We start from the raw sequence: 21,323 nt of genomic DNA on the forward strand, positions 1-21,323 counted from the left end.
ATATGGTCTTGTAAAAAAATATAGTATAAAGTAGAATGTATCTGTTTAGATCCAGATAGAATATGGAGGATATAATAATGGTAAAATCAGTTATACTTGCGGCAGGCAAGGGAACAAGAATGAAGTCAGATAAGCCAAAGGTAGTTCATCAGGTGATGGGAAAACCGATGGTATATTATTCTATAGAAGCGGCGCGCCAGGCGGGTGCAGACGAGGTGTGTGTGATCGTTGGATACAAGGCAGACGAGGTGAAGTCAGCCATAGCTGCCAGTGTCAACGATGTGAAGGTTGACTATGCGCTTCAGGAGGAGCAGCTCGGAACAGGCCATGCGGTAAAGTGTGCTGCAGATTTTATTGGACGTGATGGGGATGTGATCATACTCTGTGGAGATACACCGCTTGTGACAGGGGATACACTCAGAAAAGCACTTGATTTCCACAAGGATAGCGGGAATGGTGTAACCGTAATATCGGCGATGCTTGATGATCCATTTGGATATGGAAGGATCATAAGGGACGGTGACAGCCTGGCAAAGATCGTGGAGCAGAAGGATGCTGACGAAGCGGAGCAGGCTGTGAAGGAAGTTAACTCGGGCATGTATATATTTGACTGCGCAGCACTTCAGGACGCACTGTCACAGATATCAAATGACAACGCCCAGGGAGAGTATTATCTTCCAGATGCGATAGAGATAATAAAGAAAATGGGGCTTCCGGCTTCCGCTGTTCCGATGGACGATGCTGACCAGATAAGAGGAGTCAACACCCTGGAGCAGCTTGCAGATGCTGAGAAGATCATGGAGAACAGATAACAATAGAACGATCCACCTGGGTGGAGGAAAATGGAGAGACCAAATGAAGATCATAGTTGGACTTGGCAATCCCGGTGCGAAATATGCCGGAACAAGACACAATGTAGGATTTGCGGTTCTGGATGAGCTGGCAGAGAGACATAATATAAGGATAGACACTGCAAAGCATAAGGCACTTATAGGAAAGGGTATAATAGACGGAGAGAAGGTCATACTCGCCATGCCTCAGACATTTATGAATCTCAGCGGAGAGAGCGTAAGGGCGATAATGGACTTCTACAAATGCACGGTTGAAGATCTGATAGTCGTGTACGATGACATAGATCTTGACGTCGGCAAGCTCAGGATTAGACAGAAGGGAAGCGCCGGCGGTCATAACGGTATGAAGAATATCATACAGCACGTTGGCAGCCAGGAATTTGTCAGGATCAGAGTGGGTGTTGGCAAAAAGCCGGATCACATGGATCTGGCTGATTATGTGTTGTCGAGATTTGGAAAGGAAGATCTGGCGAATATAAGAGAGAGCTGCGGTAATGCCTGCGATGCGGTGGAGACCATACTGGCGGATGGCACAGTTGCAGCTATGAATAAGTTTAATTGAGAGTGATGGAGAATGATACGTGTACTTGGTGAGCCATTTGAAAAACTGAATATATATACAGAGTTGAAGGAGTGGCTTGCATCCGGAGATGGATTTGTCAATGTGACAGGTACGACGGGCGAGGGCACGGACAGAGTATTCATGATGCAGGGCTTTGGTGATGACGCATCGGTGCGCCTGATACTGACATATAACGACAGGCGTGCGGAGGAGCTGTACAGCGATATGAAGTTCTACGGAAGGGATGTATATATGTATCCTGCAAAGGATATTCTGTTCTTCAGTGCAGATGTCCACGGCAATGCCATAACCAGACGGCGCATGGAGGTCCTTCGGCGTCTGGCAACGGGAGAACCATGTACGATCATAGCCACGGTAGATGCAATGTATGACAAGATACCTGCACTGTCCTATATGAAAAAATACGTGATAAATATCCATGCGGCACAGTCCCTTGATCTGGATGAGCTCAAGGGCAAGCTGGTGGACCTTGGTTATGAAAAAACTGACAGTGTGGAGGAGCCGGGACAATTTGCCATACGAGGCGGTATCGTGGACATATTTCCGCTGACTGAGGAATGTCCATACAGAATAGACATGTGGGACGATGAAGTCGATACCATCAAGACATTTGATGCGGAGAGCCAGAGATCCATAGAGGATGTGGATGAACTTGTAATTTATCCCGCGGGAGAGATGGTGCTTTCAAAGGAGAGAATCGACAGAGGTATACACAGGCTGGAGGCAGAGCTGAAGCCGTATGCGAAGAAGCTTAAGGATTCATTTCAGACGGAGGCGTATGCCAGGATAAAGGGCGAAATAGCCACGCTGAAGGAACAGCTCACGGAGTTCAGTGCGATATACGGAGTGGACAGCTATGTTGATTATTTCTACAGTGACACGGTGTCTCTGGTGGACTGCCTGCCGGAGGATGCGTACATTTTCATAGATGAGACGAAGAAGGTCACGGAGAAGGCGGATGGCAGTGAGAAGAGTTTTCTTAGCAGCCTGACGCACAGGCTGGAGGGGGGATATATCCTCCCGGGGCAGATGAAGGTTCTGTTCACTTATGATGATGTTCTGGAAAAATGCAGACGCTACAAGGTTGTGGGCTTTGACTCATTTGTGGGTGAGGATGACCGTGTAAAGTATGCTCACCGCGTGGAGATCGAGAGCAGGGAGGTTCACAGCTACAGGAACAATTTTGATGCGCTGGTTACTGATATCAAGAAATGGAAGAAGGACAAATACAGCGTCCTGTTCGTATCGCCATCATCGGTCGGTGCGAAGAGAATGGTCGATAACCTCATGGACAATGACGTCATATGTCATTACCTGAACGACCCGGACAAAGCTCTGGCTGCCAGAGAGATGGCGGTCATGCCGGGAAGGCTCAGAGCCGGTTTTATGATACCGGAGATGAAGCTCATCGTGGTCAGTGAGGGAGATGTGTTCTCCAGCAAGACATCACATTCGCAGGCTTCGAGGAAGAAGCTGCCGCGTGCCGGGGAGATAGTAAAGTCATTCTCGGATGTGAGCGTGGGCGATTATGTGGTCCATGAGAAGTACGGAATAGGTATCTATCGTGGGCTTGAGAAGATAGAGGTCGACGGCGCCTTGAAGGACTATCTGGTCATCGAGTATGCTGAGGGCGGCAAATTATATGTCCTGGCTTCCGAGACGGACAGGATACAGAAGTACAGGAGCAAGGAGAGCCGAGCCCCGAAGATCAACAGACTCGGTGGCAGTGAGTGGCAGAAGGTAAGAAACAAGGTTAAGGGCCATGTCAGCGAGGTGGCTCAGCATCTTGTAAAGCTGTACTCAGAGAGACAGGCGAGGGAAGGCTTTGCCTATTCTCCTGATTCCGAGTGGCAGAAGGAGTTCGAGGAGACATTTCCTTATACTGAGACTGACGATCAGTTAAAGGCCATAGAGGATGTCAAGGCGGACATGGAGAGCCATAAGATCATGGACAGACTGGTGTGCGGAGACGTTGGATTTGGCAAGACTGAGGTGGCGATCCGTGCTGCGTTCAAGGCTGTCGGTGACAGCAAACAGGTTGCGTATCTTGTGCCGACCACGATCCTTGCCGAGCAGCATTATGAGACGTTCACAGAGCGAATGAAGGATTATCCGGTGACGGTGAGACTGTTGTGCAGATTCTGTACCCAGAAGGAGATAAAATCTACACTCAGAGAGCTGAAAGAGGGCAAGGTGGACATAGTCATAGGAACCCACAGGCTGCTCTCAAAGGATGTGGAGTTCAAGAATCTGGGACTTCTCATAATAGATGAGGAACAGAGATTCGGTGTAAATCACAAAGAGAAGATAAAAGAGATGAAGACCAATGTGGATGTTCTGACACTGACGGCGACGCCTATCCCGAGAACACTCCATATGAGTCTTGTCGGAATCAGAGACATGAGCCTGCTTGAGGAGCCTCCGGTGGACAGGAGACCGATACAGACCTATGTCATGGAGTATGACAGGGAGCTTGCCAGGGAGGCGATTGCCAGAGAGCTTGCAAGGCATGGTCAGGTATACTATGTGTACAACAGGGTCGAAGGCATAGAGAGATTTGCGGATGATGTGAGAAGCCTCGTGCCATATGCAAATGTAGAGTTTGCCCATGGACAGATGGATGGCCGCACGCTGGAGGACATCATGTACCGGTTCAACAAAAAGGAGATAGACGTGCTTGTGTGCACGACCATCATAGAGACCGGACTTGATATACCGAATGCAAATACCATAATCATACACGACGCTAACCTGTTTGGTCTGGCACAGCTCTACCAGTTACGCGGAAGAGTTGGTCGCTCGGACAGAAGTGCATTTGCATTTATGTTCTACAGGCGCAACAAGATGATATCCGAGGTCGCTGAGAAGAGACTTAGAGCGATAAAAGAATATACGGATCTCGGCTCGGGAGTCAAGGTGTCCAAGGCGGATCTCAACATCAGAGGTGCGGGAAGCGTCCTGGGCGAGAGTCAGTCGGGCAACTATGAGGTCGTGGGCTATGACCTTTACTGCAAGATGCTTAATGATGCGGTCAGGGAGCTCCGCGGCGAGAAGGTTTTCCATGAATACGAGACGGAGATAGACCTTCCAGTGGATTCGTTCATCCCTGAGACGTACGTCAAAAACGACTTTGTCAAGCTGGAGCTTTGTAAGAGAATATCCCTCATCAAGAATGAGGATGAGTACAATGACATAGTGGATGAGCTCATTGACAGATTTGGCGACATCCCTGACGAGACAATGAATCTTCTTGATGTGGCACTGTTAAGGGCAAATGCAAATATCTGCTTCATAACCCGTATATGGTACAAGGACGGAGACCTGAGATTTGTCATGTACAACAGGGCTGACATAAATGTAGATGGGATAGATGAGCTCGTTAAGAGTTATTCAGGCAGGATGAAATTTGTCATGGGGGCAAAGCCTGAGTTTATATTGAAGCTTGGACGGGAGGAGAAAAATGATCTTCTCAGAAAGGCGGAATTTGTCGTGGCGGATATGTCACAGATGTTGATAATGACCCACAGTGAAGAAGACAGTGTGGATAACAAAGCATAGATAATGAGTTAGAAATATACAGACAGGAGAATACAAAGATAAGGAGGTGCGGTTCAGTTGAAGAGATGGTTGTGTGTGCTGCTGGCGCTCATATGTGCATTTGCCGTGACTGGATGTGGTAGTGATGCCACTGAGGAGACTGGCAAGGAGGTAGTTCTCAGATACAATGGGCAGAACATAGAGATAGACGAGGTGTATATTTATGCCAAGACTGTGAAGGAGGAGTACGAATCAAAGTATGGCAGTGACGTGTGGAAACAGAGCATAGTGACTGATGATGGTCTGGAGATGGATGCCGTGGATGCAGCAAGGCGTCAGGCGATATCAAAGCTCATAAAGACCAAGACTCTTATAACCAAATCCGGGGAGTACGGCATAAGCCTGACTGCAAGCGAGCAGAAGGATCAGGATACGGCGGCGCAAGAGTTCTATGACAAATTGACTGATGCCCAGATCGCAGAGGTTGGACTTGAACTCGATACGGTGAAGAGAGTTTTGCGTGAGAGCGCACTGGCAGACAAGATATATGATTATGTGATGAAGCAGAGCTCCACGGAGATATCCGATGAGCAGGCCAGGATGAGTACATTTTATGACATGTTCTTTGAGTGCTACTCGGAGGATGATTATGGAAATATCACCCTGTACTCACAGGACAAGATAGATGAGCAGAAGAAAAAGGCGGATGAGGCATATGAATCCATAGAGGAAGCCTCGGATGGCACAGATATGGATATATCATTCCTTGGAAGCGCAAAGGAGCTTAAGTATGCGGGAACACATACGATGAGCAGGGATGATATATTGAGCACCTATGGCCAGGATACGCTGGACATACTGTACAGCATGTCGGATGGCGAGATATCCACGGTGGTGGAGACTGAGTATGGTTACCATATATTCCAGATGATAAGCATTACGGATGAGAAGGCCACGGCCGAGAACAAGAAGAAGCTCACGGATGCCGCTGATGCGGAATACTATGACAACCTTATGAAGGACTGGATAGATGAGCTGGACAGCGGATATTCATACAGTAAGAGTGTGGATATGGATGTGTACAACAAGATAAAATTTGACGAATAAGAGGAGAAGAAAGATGGCAACAGTATACGATATCAATATTAAGAAGCTGGATGAAAAGGCAGTCATACCGACATACGGTTCAGAGTACGCAGCGGGGGCGGATTTGTATGCGTGTCTTGATGAGGCGATTACTATAGAGCCGGGACAGACGGTGATGGTTCACACGGGTATAGCCATGGAGATACCTGAGGGATTTGCAGGACTTGTGTATGCGAGAAGCGGTCTGGCATCCAAGAAGGGGCTTGCACCGGCCAATAAGGTTGGAGTTGTGGATGCGGATTACAGAGGGGAAATCATGGTTGCACTCCACAATCACGGAACCCAGGCACAGACGGTTGAGCCTGAGGAGAGAATAGCACAGCTTGTGATCGCTCCTTATATCGTTGGAGCATTCCATCAGGTGGACGAGCTCAGCGATACAGTCAGAGGAGCCGGCGGATTCGGTTCAACAGGAAAGTAACAAAAAAGCGGCCGTGCATCATCATTTTAATGGTGTGCCAGACCGCTTTTCTTTTATTTAAAATACTTTCCGCTTTCATCCCACAGGACTGTGGTGCCTGTCTTCAAGGACTTTGGTACATCTATGATACGCTGGTTCCTTGAGCCCTTGAATCTCAGTGACAGATCCTTCTGTTCGTCTATGAATTCTCCGTCCACAAGGACGTCAATGTAGGAGAGAAGTTCTTTTGTATACTCCCATTCATTACACATGCGGTCTAAGAGATCGGTTTCAAATGTATAACCGGTGTAGCACCAGATGGTCTTGTCAGGGTAGGTCTCCTTGAACTTTCTTGCCAGAGGAAGAAGCCCCTGCTGGTTCACATATTCCATAGGTTCTCCGCCGAGCAGGGAGAGACCTGCTATATAGTCCTCCTTGCAACTATCTATTATGTGGTTGATCTCCACATCCGTGAACGGCTTGCCGTAGCCGAAATCCCATGTGTCAGGGTTGAAACAGTTCTTGCAGTGGTGTGTGCAGCCGGATACAAATACAGACACTCTGACGCCGGTTCCGTTTGCCACATCAAATAGTTTGATATCTGCGTAATTCATAATGTGATCCCTTCTAAATTTATCTTAAAACAAAAGTATGGCCTGCGTTGCCCTCTACGACATGCAGACCATACAATTGAAATTATTAATGCATATTGTTATTTTATATCAGTTGCCTGAATATATCAAGTGTTTTTCTATAAAAGACTATAGATGAAGCACTCTTGCCTTTATCTCTTTGGTCTTGCCCACGTTCCAGAAGTTCTCGCCAAGATAACCGCAGGTTCTTCTGGTAACATTCATCTTGTTGTGATCCTTGTTGCCACACTGCGGACATTCCCATTCGCCGTCATCGTTGATGAGGATCTCACCATCGTATCCACATACATGACAGTAGTCAGACTTGGTGTTGAACTCAGCATATTGTATGTTGTCGTATATATATCTTACGACCTCTGCCAGAGCATCCAGGTTGTTGCGCATGTTTGGTATCTCAACATATGAGATGGCACCACCTGATGATATGGTCTGGAACTGGCTCTCAAATCTGAACTTGCTGAATGCATCGATCTTCTCACGGACATCAACGTGGTAAGAGTTGGTGTAGTAGCCCTTGTCTGTGACATCCTTTATGGTTCCGAAACGCTCTTTGTCGATACGTGCAAATCTGTAGCAAAGGCTCTCGGCCGGAGTTCCGTAGAGTCCGAAGCCAAGTCCCGTATCTGCCTTCCATTTGTCGCAGGCTGCGCGGAGCTTGTGCATAAGCTTCAGTGCAAATTCCTCGCCCACAGGATCTGTGTGGCTCACACCACGCATGAGCTTGGTGGTCTCATATACACCGATGTATCCCAGTGATATGGTTGAGTAACCGTTGTGGAGCAGTGGATCGATGACCTCGCCCTTCTTAAGTCTGGCGATGGCACCGTACTGCCAGTGGACTGGGCTGACGTCAGAGGTTACACCCTCGAGGGCTCTGTGGCGGCACATGAGTGCGTCGTAGCAGAGCTGCAGTCTTTCATCCAGAAGACTCCAGAACTTGTCATCGTCTCCCTTTGCAAGTATAGCTATCTGTGGAAGATTAAGACTGACAACTCCCTGGTTGAAACGGCCTTCCCATTTATATTCTCCGTTCTCATCCTTCCATGGGGAGAGGAATGAACGGCATCCCATGCATGAGAATACATTTCCCTCGTAGTTCTCACGCATCTTCTTGGCTGATATGTAATCAGGGTACATTCTCTTGGCAGAACACTTGATGGCGAGCTCTGTGATATAGTCGTACTCACCGCCCTTGAGGCAGTTGTGCTCGTCAAGGACATATATGAGCTTAGGGAATGCAGGTGTAACATACACGCCTGCCTCGTTCTTGATTCCCTCAAGTCTCTGTCTGAGGATCTCCTCGATGATCATGGCGTTCTCCTTGATGTACTCGTCGTCCTCTCTGAGGTTGAGGAAGAGAGTGACAAATGGAGACTGGCCGTTGGTGGTCATCAGAGTATTTATCTGATACTGGATAGTCTGGACTCCTGACTTCAGCTCGTCCTTGAGTCTCTCTGTGATGAGCTTCTCAAGTGTGTCAGGGTCTATCTTGTCGCCGAACTCTTCGGTGTATCTCTTTTTATATTTGTTGTAGCTCTTTCTGAGGTACTTTCCAAGGTGACGGACATCGACTGACTGACCGCCGTACTGGCTGGATGCGACAGATGCGATGATCTGAGTCACGATGGTACATGCCACCTGGAAGCTCTTCGGGCTCTCTATGAGCTTGCCGTTCATGACTGTGCCGTTGTCAAGCATATCCCCAATGTTGATAAGGCAGCAGTTGAATATAGGCTGGAGGAAATAATCTGCGTCGTGGAAGTGGATAGCGCCCTCCTCATGAGCCTTGGAGATCTTCTCAGGGAGGAGCATTCTCTTGGTAAGATCCTTTGATACCTCTCCTGCGATAAGATCACGCTGTGTGGATGCGACGGTGGCATTCTTGTTGGAATTCTCCTCCATGACATCCTTATTCCTGTTCTGGATAAGACTGAGGATAGAATCATCAGTCGTATTTGCCTTTCTGATGAGCTCACGGCTGTATCTGTATATAATGTAGGTCTTGGCAAGGACAAACTTGCCGTCGGCCATCAGCCCCTGCTCGATGATATCCTGGATATCTTCAACGAGCATTCTCTTTCGGTTCTTGGCTTCGATGCTTCCGACGATCTCCTCGATCTTCTCGTCAGAGATCTTCTCACAAGGCTCCACCTCCGAGTTAGCCTTCTGGATAGCCAATATGATCTTGCTTCGGTCGTAAGTAACAGCACGACCGTCTCTCTTGATAACTTGCATTTCCCATTCTCCCTGTGTGTGATGTGAATGGGCGTTAAAAAAGTACGCCCCCTAAATATTGTATACTACCATACAGGAGACATCAATATATGGTATGCCGGCTGAAAAAGCCGCAAAAAAATTAGCGACAAATAAGGTGCCTCGTCGCAAATCTCACACTGATGTCTCAACATGGTCGATTATATCATTCCCAATTTTGTTTGTCTACAGGTTATTTGCAAAAAGTACAAAATATAGAAAAATAAAAAATATGTAGACACAACATATTGTGGATTTGCCTTTGATTAATGTGGGACAGATAAAATACATCACAAAAACAGATGTAAAACTGCCTGTTATAGGAATGTGAAATCATTTGTGAGAATTCTATGAATTATTTCAAATTGCTTTATTTTTACAGGAAAATATGGTATAAGTTTACTCGTTGAAGTTTATCATGAAGATGGTTACACTTCTAATAAAAAGTAAAAGAGGTATGATTATGCGAAAATTTAATAAGGGATGTGCAGTTGTTCTTGCACTCGCTCTGTCCATGTCATTTATGACAGGCTGTGGCGACAGTAATGGTACGAGTGGAAAGCTGGATAATACAGCGAGTAAGGCAACATCTTCTGATGCTACAGAGAGTGCTGACAATTCATCAGAAGAATTTGCTTCTATAGAGGATATGGTGGATCAGTATGCGGCAGATGTCACACTCGGTGAATACAAGGGCATGGAGTATGAGGAGAAGGGCACTGATGTCACGGATGATGAGGTTCAGGCCAAGGTTGATTCATTTGTGAACGGACTTGCTACATTTGATAAGGACACAACCAGCGAGGCGAAGAACGGAGATACAGTAAATATTGACTTTGTCGGAACTGTAGATGGTGAGGAGTTCGAAGGTGGTAACACCAACGGAAGCGGATATGATCTCGTCCTTGGTTCTGGTTCATTCATAGATAACTTTGAGGATCAGATAGTTGGACATAAGCCGGGAGAGACATTTACCGTGAATGTAACCTTTCCTGAGAATTATGGCAAGGATGAGTTAAATGGCAAGGCGGCCAAGTTCGAGACGACACTTAACTATATAAAGATAGATAAACCGGCTACATACAATGATGAGCTGGTTGCAAACAATACTTCATATAAGACAACTGCTGAGTATGAGGCATCTGTACGTGAGCAGCTTAAGCAGAGCAAGGAGGATTCAGCTCTTGCAAGTGCTCAGAATGAGGTCATGGTTGCCGTTATAAACAACAGTACAATAGAGAACATATCAGCAGATGATGTTCAGGCGAATGCTGACAAGATCATAACATCCATAAAGACTCAGGCAGAGACAAACGGAATAGAGTATGACACATATATCTACTACTACTATGGATATGATGACAGCGCTGCATTTGAACAGTATGTACAGCAGGTTTGTGAGGAATCACAGAAGGAGAGAATGGTAGTATGTGCCATTGCCAAGAAGGAGAATATCAGTGTCACAGATGACGAGGCTGATAAGTATATAGCTGATTATGCAACGAAGAACAGTGTTGATGAGTCTACACTCAGACAGAATCTTACAGACGTTGAGATAAAGTACAACGCTCTGGCAGAGAAGGTCATGAATTTCCTTATGGACAATGCAAAGGCAACAGCGGCTTCGACAACTGAAACGACAGAGACCTCAGAGTCAACAGACAGCACAGAGGCCGCTGACGCAGAGCAGGCTGAAGAGTAAATAAAGGGGTACGGAGAAAAGATATGAGAGCAAGGAAGATAATTGCAGCAGGAATGGTGGCAGTCATGTGCGCAGGTCTGATGACAGGCTGTGGCAGCAATGACACAAAGAGCCAGTTTAAGAAGTTTTCAAAGTGTGCGACCATAGACAAGGCGGCATACACTGATATCGAATATGTTCCAGCATCGAGAGAGGTGACCGAGGACGATGTAAACAGTGCGATAAGCAGTTTTTGCAGTGACAATTCTGAGACTACACAGGACAAGACCAGCACAGTGGCAGATGGCGACAAGATCAATGTGGACTATGTTGAGACTGTCTCAGGAACAGAGAAGGACAGCAAGACAGATTACACACTGACCATGGGAAATAACACTCTTGGTGATGGCAGTGACGATCAGCTCATAGGAAGCAAGCCGGGGGATGTCAAGACGATCACAGTGACATATCCTGATGATTACAGCGACACAACAGTTGCCGGACTTACAGCAGAGTACAAGGTTACGATCAATTATATATCAGTTACCACGGTGCCTGAGTACACAGACGCACTGGTCAAGAAGGCTACTAATGGTGAGTACACAACAACCGATGACTACACAGCACATCTGAAGGAAGATGTTCAGAAGGACAAGGACGATTCCGCGGACGAGACAGACAGAGCTTCTGTTCTCAAGGCTGTTGAGGAGAAGGTTACATTTGACAAGTATCCTGAGGATGAGGTAGCTTCATACGTTCAGTCCATGGTGTCAAATGTGAGAAGTGCCGCAGACAACTACGGAATCGACTTCGAGGCATATATGAAGTATTTCTATGGATATGAGGACGAGGCATCATTCCTTGAGTACCTTCACACCACAGTTGAGAACGTCATGAAGGAGAAGATCGTTGTGTCATGCATAGCAATGGACAATGACCTCATCGCCGATAACGCAGACATAAAGGCGTACAGACAGAAGGTTATGGACAAGAACAATCTGGAGAATGACTCAGACGTGGACAAGTATTACTCAGAGTCAGACCTGATGTTCTATGCCACAGAGGAGAACGTGCTTGACTATCTCATGAACAGATCAGTTCAGGTGGAGGCAACTGCAACAGATGCATCTGAGGCAGCCACAGAGGAGTAAGCTGCACTCGATATATTTGAATATGGATAAGCTGATAGAGACCGAGGTTTTATGCCCGGTCTCTATTGTCGTCTATAGACAAATGAATCTGTGGTTTATCCACATTGACTAAGGGGCTCCGGGAATTTAAAATAAAAGAGAACATGTCTTTATTTTAAAGATAGAAAAGGAAAGGGGATATTATGAGAAAGAACATTGCGAGAAAATGTCTGTGCATTGCTCTGGCTTCAGCCATGATGCTCGGTGAGGCGGGCACGGCTATGGCAGCCAGTGTGGAAAATGCGGCAGACGGAAGAATTGCTGCCACAGTGGCGGCGGAGGAACAGGCTGATGTGGCGGCAGCCAATGTCAGCATATGGTATGCGGGAGCTTATAAGAACTCAAGGACCATAACGATCAATGCAAGCGGCCGGGCTTACAGAGTTGAGGTCTGGGTCAATGGAGTAAAGTGCGGGGAACAGTACAACGGAGAGGACCAGCAGTCCTTTAGTATTAACTGTGAGATCCCGGCGCTGCTTGATTCCACCTACAACGCAGAGGTCAGAGCCTACGATTCAAATGGAGAGGTGACTGTACAGAAGGTTTCACCGGTCAAAACTGACAAGGTGAGCTTTGATGGTGATCCTAGTGTTAGTGCAGGATATACAGTCGGAAGCACTGGCTATGCAAAACCAGGCTATGTGTCTGTCAGCGTATATCTTGATAGCAGGCATTCAGATGAGGTCAAGTATGAGGTTCAGAGAGCGACCAAGTCAGGTGGGCCATTTACCACGATCGCAACGGGAAGTGAATCTTACACGTCAAGACTTGCATATCTTGACAGCACTGCGAAGACCGGAACTACATATTATTACAGATTCAGGATCGTGAGCGGTTCAGATCAGTATGTGAAGACGAGCAAGGTCATAGCTACAAGTAAGACAGCTTCAGTAAAGGTGGGCATTCCAGAGGTGGATCAGCTCTATGCTTCAAGCATGAATGTATCAGAAAAGATAAGTAAGCCGGGAGTATTCCTGTGGATGACCAGCAATTTTGCAAATCAGTACGATGTGTACCGCTCAACAAACAAGAGCAAGGGCTACAGAAAGATAAAGACTATATATTCTGCTGATTTCACGGACACAGCGGTCAAGAGTGGAACGGTATACTACTACAAGGTAGTGCCAAAGTATTACGACTCACAGACACGAAAGATAACAACAGGAAAGACATCTGGTGTTGTCGGCGTAAAGTTTATCATGAATGCAGCAGGTGCACCTAGCCTTATACAGACAGGCAACAGATCACTGAAGTGTACATGGGCTGCGGACAATACCGCAGACGTATCATACGAGGTATGGGCAAAGAGAACCGATATAACCGGTGATGCATACAAGCGTATGGTGGTCACCAAGAAAAACTCATGCACCCTTACAAAGCTTGATCCGAACGGAACATACAAGGTGATGATAAGGACAGTCAAGAAATCAGGAGCTGCCGTGAGATATGAGACGACAGATACATCTGAGAGGACCATGGGTTACACCAAGAGAGTCCAGGATCTGACTGCGGGAGCTGTATCTTCATCACTGAACGGCAAGAAGGATGTCCTGTCTGTAAGATATTCTCTCACATGGTACAGAGACTGGGGCGCATCAGGATATGTTATATCAGGCCTCAACAGCAGTACAGGCAAGATAGAGACCATCAAGAAGATAACATCGGGAAGAAAGACATCATATACATTTACAAACACAAGTGCCAAGGGCAAGGAGCGCAAATACTCCCAGATATATGTGAGACCATATAAGGGAAAGGCAAGCGGCGAGGATAACACTCTGTGGAATTCAGAGATGCCAAGTGCAAAGCGTGTTAAGGCTGTAAAGAAGAGCGCGACATCGACCAAGATAACATGGTCTGCTGTAAGCGGTGCAAGGGAATACTATGTATACAGAACTACAGAGCTCGGTGTACGTCAGTACATAGGAGCCACAAAGGCGACCAACTTCACGGATGTGAACGTGACAGACGGAATGAAGTATACATACTCTGTTGTTGTAGGCACAGACTTTGGATTCAGCAGCGGATATGATATGTATGTCAGTGACTATACACACAAGCTTGCATCACCGGCCATAACAAAGGTTGTAAATGGTTCCAAGGGTACAGCGACTGTAACATGGAAGAAGGTTACAAATGCAACCAGATACTATGTATATCGCTCAACCAGCAAGAATGGAACATACAAGCTGGTCGGCAAGACTGGAGCTACAAAACTTTCATACATGAACAAGAAGCTCAAGAAGAGAACGACCTATTACTACAAGGTTGTGGCTTCAACAGTTAATGATGGAGGAAAGACAGTCAAGTCAGTTGCATCACATGCAAAGGGAATAAAGATCCGCAAATAGATGAAAAGGGGTAAACTATGAAGAATAGATTGATAAAGAAAGCTTTATGCGTGGCGCTTGCTTCAACCATGGTGTTTGGTGATGCATTGCCAGCAATGGCAGCAGACGGCAGTGCAGATGTACAGTCCGCTCAGGCTGAGGTGGCGTTTGCTGAAGAAGCATCCATAACATATTTTAGTGTAGGAGGTCAGGATACCGTAAGCAGCGGTTCTGTACATATAAGCGCTCTGGGATATGGAACAGAGGCTGTTCTCTATGTAAATGGAGCATGGTATGACTCGTGGACAGACAGTGACTATGACGGAAGCTGGCATGTGGATACGGAATTCAGAGGAGTTGCCGGTGCGACATATCAGTTTAAGCTGGTAGTCAGTGATGACAATGGACAGACGGTGTCGCAGGAGTCGGGAAAGATATATTTTGAAGCACCTAAGTTCAGCCGCAGCAGGAAGCCTTCAGAATACGTATCATATTCTACGGGAGATACCGGATATAGAGAATTAGGTGGAGTATCTGTGTCGTTCCCATTTGACAGCTACGTACAGAATGATATCTGGTATGAGGTGTACAGATCCACAAAGCCATCAGGAGGCTTTACGAAGATTTTGTCGGGCGTCGGTTACATGTATGGAGCTTCTGAAGTGAGGTATTATGATAATAATGTAAAAGTAGGAAATACCTATTACTATATGGCGAAGATAGTAACCGGAACTGACTCATACAATAAGACATCCAGGGTTGTAGAGACATCAGCCGTTGCAAAGGTGGACTGCAGGCTTGGAACAGCGGAGCTTTCAGTCGATAGAGGCGCAAAGGGTGCTGATATAACGGTAAGCGATTACGGCGCTGCCAACCAGTTCGATCTGTACCGTTCAACTTCAAAGACAAAGGGCTTTAAGAAGATAAAGACGATATACACACCGGAGTATACAGATACAACAGTTAAGGCTGGAAAGACATACTACTACAAGGTAGTTCCAAAGTATTATGATGCCTCTACCAGAGCGGTTTCAAAGGGAACTGCAAGTGAGGTCCGCGGCGTAAAGATACTCATGGGTACCACAGAGCTCACAGCGGTTCAGAACACAAAGAGCTCAGTAAAGCTCACATGGGATAAGGCAGCCGGAGCAAATATGTATGAAGTCTGGTATATGAGATCCGATATATCGGGAGACAGATATAAGAGAGCTGTTGCGACAAAGGGAACATCATGCACCATCAAGGGACTTGCATCTGGCGCTGAGTATTCATTCAAGCTTAAGAGCCAGAGCGTTTCAGGTGGAAAGGTCATTTGTGAGAACGTGACATACAAATGGCTCCAGACCGGATACACAGAGAGCGTGAGAGAGCTCGAGGCTGTCTCATCCACGGTATCTGCAAGCAAAGACAAGAAAAACCTGACGATATACACCAATCTCAAGTGGAACAGAGTCTGGGGAGCTTCAGGCTACAAGATATTTGCGAGAAATAACTACACAAATAAGCTTGAGCAGGTTGCAGTGATCAAATCTGCAGCCAGAAATACATACAAGTTCAAGAATACAGGAAGCAGCAGTAAGGGTATTAAGTATTACTCTGCATACGTAGTGCCATACAAGGGTAAGAAGCAGGGCGAGATGACATCCGTCAGCGTCAACTATATCCCTCTTGCTAAGAATGTAAAGGCTGTGAGAAAGTCCACATCCGAGGTCAGAGTTACATGGTCAGCGGTGCCTGGTGCAGATTCTTACACAGTATACAGAATGAACCCTGTTCTCGGCACAACCCAGTGGCTGGGACAGACAACGTCAACAAACTTCAGTGACCGCAAGCTCACGACCAAGCTTGAGTATACATATTTTATACAGCCATCGACAATTGTCAGCGGGGTTAACTGCAGCATTGACTATGAAGTTGCAAGGCAGTATAAGGCAGTGTATACACATGCTGTAGGTACACCAAAGATGTCAGGTGCATCTAACACCGGAGCCAAGAAGATCACAGTAAAGTGGAGTAGCGTTACAGGAGCGAAGAACTACGTAGTATATCGCGCAACAAAGAAGAATGGTAAGTACTCTAAGATCGGTACAACATCATCATGCAGCTTTACAGACAAGAAGGCTGCAAAGGGCAAGACATACTATTACAAGGTCGCTGCAGTGGCAGTTAACGACGGTGGATGTGCTGCTCAGTCAGCATACTCCAAGACCGCCAGTGCCAAGAGTAAAAAGTAATGGCATATGTTAGGTAATAACAAGCAGTAGATATATTTGCGGGAAAACATATATACATGCATGGAAATGTGGTAGATATGTTTTCCCTTTTTTATGGGAAAATGCTTGCGGAAATGCAAAAAAAGTGGTTGACATACCAAGGCAAACAGTATATTATATTAACGTTCGTTGTGAACATGCGGAAGTGGCGGAATTGGCAGACGCGCAGGCTTCAGGTGCCTGTGGTAGCAATACCGTGTGGGTTCAAGTCCCATCTTCCGCATTTTTTTATACCATAGTATGCGGAAATGCTGAGCTGTGGAGTCAATAATTTATGATATTTAGGAGGTATGTGCGGCAATGGCAGAGAAGAAGAATGTGGTTACTTATTCAGGTCTCAAGAAGATAGAGGAAGAGCTTCAGGATCTGAAGGTTAATAAACGTAGAGAGATCGCAGCTAAGATCAAAGAGGCCAGAGAACAGGGAGATCTGTCAGAGAATGCAGAGTACGATGCAGCCAAGGACGAGCAGAGAGACATCGAGGCAAGAATCGAGCAGCTTGAGGCAATGCTTAAGAATATAGAAGTAGTTGATGAGGATGAGGTCGATACAGGAGTTGTGGGTATCGGATGCAAGGTAATTGTATATGACTACGAGTTTGCCGAGGAGATCGAGTATGATATCGTGGGATCATCACAGGCTGATATCATGAACAACAAGATCTCTGATGAGTCACCAGTTGGAATGGCACTCAAGGGTGCAAAGGTTGGTGAGGAAGTTCTGGTGGAGGCACCGGACGGAGAATTTAAGTACAGAGTACTTGATATTAAGAGACAGGAGCTGTAAGAGAAGATGGCAGAGCAGAATAACAAGGGAAAAGATCAGGATCTTAATAAGCTGCAGATGGTGCGCCGCGAGAAGCTGGCAGACCTTCAGGCGGCAGGCAAGGATCCATTTGTCATAACAAAGTATGATGTGCAGCAGCACAGCGCAGATGTGAAGGAGATGTACACAGCACATGAGGCAGAGCTTCTGTCTGGTAGACAGACACCTTCAGTTGAGGACCTTGAAGAGGCAGAGAAGAGAGAAGTTTTAAACAACGATTACAATGAGAGAAGAGCCATCATGGATGCTTCACCTATCAATGTGAGCATCGCAGGACGTATGATGTTCAAGCGTGTCATGGGTAAGGCTTCTTTCTGTAACATTCAGGATCTTAAGGGCAACATTCAGGTGTATGTTGCAAGAGATCAGATCGGTGAGGAGTCATACGCTGACTTCAAGAAGTCAGATATCGGTGATATATATGGAGTTAAGGGATATGCATTCAGAACAAAGACTGGTGAGATATCCATACATGCAGAGGAGATCACACTTCTCTCTAAGTCACTCCAGATCCTTCCTGAGAAGTTCCACGGACTGACAGATACAGATATGAGATATCGTCAGAGATATGTGGATCTCATCATGAACCAGGACAGCAAGGAAGTATTTATCAAGAGATCACAGATATTAAAGGAGATCCGTAACTTCCTGGCAGGACGTGACTTCATGGAGGTTGAGACACCTATGCTGGTCAGCAATGCCGGTGGTGCCGCAGCCAGACCATTTGAGACACATTACAATGCACTCAATGAGGATGTAAAGCTCCGTATATCACTTGAGCTCTACCTGAAGAGACTTATCGTCGGCGGTCTTGAGAGAGTATACGAGATCGGACGAGTATTCCGTAACGAGGGTGTTGACACACGTCACAACCCTGAGTTCACTCTGATGGAGCTGTACCAGGCATACACAGATTACTATGGTATGATGGAGCTCACAGAGTCCATGTTCCGTTACCTCGCAGAGAAGGTATGTGGAAGCACCAAGATCTCATACAACGGAATCGAGATCGACTTTGGCAAGCCATTTGAGCGTCTGACTATGGTTGACGCTATCAAGAAATATACAGGTGTTGATTTTGACCAGGTTGCTGATGACGCTGAGGCGAAGAAGATCGCTGACGAGCATCACGTAGAGTACGAAGAGCGCCACAAGAAGGGCGACATCGTGAACCTGTTCTTCGAGGAGTTCTGTGAGGAGAAGCTGATCCAGCCTACATTCATCATGGATCATCCGATCGAGATCTCACCACTTACGAAGAAGAAGCCTTCAGACCCTACAAAGGTTGAGCGTTTCGAGCTCTTCATCAACACATGGGAGATGTGTAACGCATACTCAGAGCTGAACGATCCTATCGATCAGCGTGAGAGATTTGCCGCTCAGGATGCGAATGCCGCAGCCGGAGATGACGAGGCTGAGCACACAGATGAGGATTTCCTCAATGCGCTTGAGATCGGTATGCCTCCAACAGGCGGTATCGGTTATGGTATAGACAGACTGGTTATGCTCCTTACAGATTCACAGGCGATCAGAGATGTTCTTCTGTTCCCGACTATGAAGAGTGAGGGTGGTTCAGATTCTGATTCAGTATCTGAGACAGCCGGTGACAACAACGGATTCTTCACACCAAACGAGAAGATCGATTTCTCCAAGGTAGATATAGAGCCACTTTTTACTGATGAGGTTGATTTCGAGACATTTTCAAGATCAGACTTCAGAGCGGTAAAGGTTAAGGAATGTTCAGCAGTGCCAAAGAGCAAGAAGCTCCTTCAGTTCACACTGGATGACGGCACAGGCACAGACAGAACCATCCTCTCAGGAATCCATGCATTCTATGAGCCAGAGGAGTTAGTCGGCAAGACACTTATTGCAATAACAAACCTTCCACCTAGAAAGATGATGGGAATCGATTCATGCGGTATGCTTCTTTCAGCTATCCATGAGGAAGAGGGCGAGGAGAAGCTTCACCTTCTGATGGTTGATAACCATATTCCTGCAGGTGCGAAGCTGTACTAAAATAGGATATATCTAGTATATATGAAAAGGGACCCCAGATTAGAAGTACACACTTCAGATTTGGGGTTCTCTTTTTGTGTGAGAGACGGATCAAAATCCATGATCGCAGGCATGAACAAGTCCGGTAAGTATGGCGCTGAGCTCAAGTTTTCTGTTAAGTCCATGGACGTAATGAAGGTCATGGTGAAGAGTGATTCCAAGAGCTCCAACGATGCACTCAAGGGCACAATGGCGCAGATAAAAGGTGAGGACTACACCGATCTGCAGGCGGATGCCTCGGATGTCAAAGAGACAAATACGATCATGCTGGACGAGTATATGAAGAGTGAGAACCAGAGCGTGTCCTTCAAGCGATTAGTGGAGGCGAACACTATACCGTTCCTTGTGGCATTGAAAATACTTTTTGCGCTAATAATTGCAGTGATCGTCATATTTGCAAGGCAGCGCGCGAAGATCGCCAAGGTCGATGCACTCACAGGACTTTATAACAGATATGGCATAAGAGACTATATGAAACGGCTGTATGAGAAGAGTAATCAAATATCAAATGTAATTGATATTCTGCGAACTGGAGGGTATAATATGCGGTATCTTTGGGTTAGATGCTTGCGGTATGTTGATGCAAGCATGTGTGTATTAAAAGCAAAATGACAGGGGTGAAGGGTAGATGAGAAGATTAAAGTATGTTTTACAGAGTGCGATCGCCTGCTTTGTCGTGGCCGGGGCCTTGCTGGTGCTGTTCTGGGGAGCAGGAATATACAATATATATCATGAGTCACATGGAAATATATCGGATCTGTCAGAGCTGTGGTCGTATATTTCGGAACAGGGATTGATGTTTCTGATCGGATTGCTGGCTTTTGTGTCGTTCCTGGTATCCGGATTTCAGGCGAAGAAGGCCAGCGAGGCGGATAGAGCAGCTAACGGTGGGAACGAGTATGATGGTGTAGGACATGGTGATGCTGATTATTCTGGCACGATAAATGCTGGTGGCGGATATACATATGATTCAACGGACACATCTATAAAGTTAGATGAAGGTTCAGGTATGGAAAATGATAGGAATGTATATGGAAAAAAAGGTATGCCATATGCGGACATCTATGGGATGACTGGAGATGCACAATTAACCAATACATATTCATTGCAGTCAGGTGCCAGAAAGATAAGCTTTGACCTGCCTCAGAGGTATAGACTGATAGATGGCGATGACAGTGATCCGGCATTTGCGGGGTTTAATGAGGAGCTTAAGCCGGAACTTGTCTATTGTTCACTTCAGGAGGCTATCGATGATGAGACGGCTGAGGATTACGTGCTGGATGAGCTGGTGGAGGATGAAGCCTGCCCGGAGGAACTGCGGACAAGGGCATATCTGAAACATGAAGTGATAGAGGGAAGACTTTATTACTATTATATATTCAAGTATAAGAAGTCCAGAAAGCAGAGACAGAAGTTTGCGGCGGCATGTGACATAGGCGGCGGGCTGTTCTATACGATAGAGACAGAGTGGATATGGCGCAAGGAGGAATTGACGCTGGAAGCACTCATAGACTTTTTGAAGATACGGGTAGAGTGATTTATGACA

15 protein-coding genes and 1 tRNA gene are annotated in these 21,323 nt (G+C 46.4%); 14 read left to right on the forward strand and 2 right to left on the reverse strand.

Annotated features, from left to right (window positions below; all coding sequences use genetic code 11):
• Positions 1-77: 77 nt before the first annotated feature.
• From DXD11_RS06745 to dut, 5 genes are read left to right on the forward strand one after another with little or no spacing between them, the layout of a single operon-like run.
• Complete coding sequence (locus tag DXD11_RS06745; RefSeq protein WP_015533696.1) at positions 78-812, forward strand: sugar phosphate nucleotidyltransferase; 735 nt, start codon at positions 78-80, stop codon at positions 810-812.
• A 43-nt stretch (positions 813-855) separates the two neighbouring features.
• Entirely contained in the window at positions 856-1,413 is a 558-nt protein-coding gene (gene pth / locus DXD11_RS06750; protein ID WP_015533697.1) for an aminoacyl-tRNA hydrolase, read from the forward strand.
• A gap of 12 nt (positions 1,414-1,425) precedes the next feature.
• Complete coding sequence (mfd, locus tag DXD11_RS06755) at positions 1,426-4,992, forward strand: transcription-repair coupling factor (RefSeq protein WP_117550884.1); 3,567 nt, start codon at positions 1,426-1,428, stop codon at positions 4,990-4,992.
• 57 nt (positions 4,993-5,049) lie between these two features.
• Positions 5,050-6,078, forward strand: a complete 1,029-nt coding sequence (locus DXD11_RS06760; protein WP_243104852.1) for a peptidyl-prolyl cis-trans isomerase — start codon at positions 5,050-5,052, stop codon at positions 6,076-6,078.
• Between the two features lie 13 nt (positions 6,079-6,091).
• Entirely contained in the window at positions 6,092-6,538 is a 447-nt protein-coding gene (gene dut / locus DXD11_RS06765; RefSeq protein WP_055146693.1) for a dUTP diphosphatase, read from the forward strand.
• Between the two features lie 53 nt (positions 6,539-6,591).
• On the opposite strand, the gene nrdG is transcribed toward dut, so the two are convergent.
• Both nrdG and nrdD read right to left on the reverse strand, forming a co-directional pair.
• Entirely contained in the window at positions 6,592-7,131 is a 540-nt protein-coding gene (nrdG, locus tag DXD11_RS06770) for an anaerobic ribonucleoside-triphosphate reductase activating protein (RefSeq protein ID WP_055146690.1), read from the reverse strand.
• A gap of 147 nt (positions 7,132-7,278) precedes the next feature.
• A complete protein-coding gene (gene nrdD, locus DXD11_RS06775; RefSeq protein ID WP_015533701.1) occupies positions 7,279-9,405 on the reverse strand; it encodes an anaerobic ribonucleoside-triphosphate reductase in 2,127 nt (708 codons plus the stop codon).
• Positions 9,406-9,886: 481 nt separating this feature from the next.
• Here nrdD and tig point away from each other — a divergent pair, with 481 nt between their 5' ends.
• The 9 genes from tig (at position 9,887) to DXD11_RS06820 (ending at position 21,314) form a co-directional block, all read left to right on the forward strand.
• Complete coding sequence (gene tig, locus DXD11_RS06780) at positions 9,887-11,125, forward strand: trigger factor (protein ID WP_118017187.1); 1,239 nt, start codon at positions 9,887-9,889, stop codon at positions 11,123-11,125.
• A gap of 23 nt (positions 11,126-11,148) precedes the next feature.
• Complete coding sequence (locus DXD11_RS06785) at positions 11,149-12,255, forward strand: FKBP-type peptidyl-prolyl cis-trans isomerase (protein WP_118017189.1); 1,107 nt, start codon at positions 11,149-11,151, stop codon at positions 12,253-12,255.
• A 182-nt stretch (positions 12,256-12,437) separates the two neighbouring features.
• Entirely contained in the window at positions 12,438-14,645 is a 2,208-nt protein-coding gene (locus DXD11_RS06790) for a fibronectin type III domain-containing protein (RefSeq protein WP_118017191.1), read from the forward strand.
• A gap of 17 nt (positions 14,646-14,662) precedes the next feature.
• Positions 14,663-16,858, forward strand: a complete 2,196-nt coding sequence (locus tag DXD11_RS06795) for a hypothetical protein (protein WP_118017193.1) — start codon at positions 14,663-14,665, stop codon at positions 16,856-16,858.
• A gap of 178 nt (positions 16,859-17,036) precedes the next feature.
• Positions 17,037-17,120: transfer RNA gene (locus tag DXD11_RS06800), tRNA-Leu, on the forward strand.
• A 77-nt stretch (positions 17,121-17,197) separates the two neighbouring features.
• Complete coding sequence (gene greA / locus DXD11_RS06805) at positions 17,198-17,683, forward strand: transcription elongation factor GreA (protein WP_117550872.1); 486 nt, start codon at positions 17,198-17,200, stop codon at positions 17,681-17,683.
• A gap of 6 nt (positions 17,684-17,689) precedes the next feature.
• Entirely contained in the window at positions 17,690-19,738 is a 2,049-nt protein-coding gene (gene lysS, locus DXD11_RS06810; protein ID WP_118017195.1) for a lysine--tRNA ligase, read from the forward strand.
• A 78-nt stretch (positions 19,739-19,816) separates the two neighbouring features.
• Positions 19,817-20,389 (forward strand): hypothetical protein, encoded by a 573-nt coding sequence (locus DXD11_RS06815; protein ID WP_133302865.1) that lies wholly within the window; start codon positions 19,817-19,819, stop codon positions 20,387-20,389.
• Between the two features lie 16 nt (positions 20,390-20,405).
• Positions 20,406-21,314: a hypothetical protein gene (locus tag DXD11_RS06820; protein WP_118758041.1), complete on the forward strand. Its 909-nt coding sequence runs from the start codon at positions 20,406-20,408 to the stop codon at positions 21,312-21,314.
• Positions 21,315-21,323: the final 9 nt, after the last annotated feature.

It is taken from the genome of Coprococcus sp. TF11-13, from assembly GCF_003481085.1.
In the GTDB taxonomy this organism is placed as follows: domain Bacteria; phylum Bacillota; class Clostridia; order Lachnospirales; family Lachnospiraceae; genus Coprococcus; species Coprococcus aceti.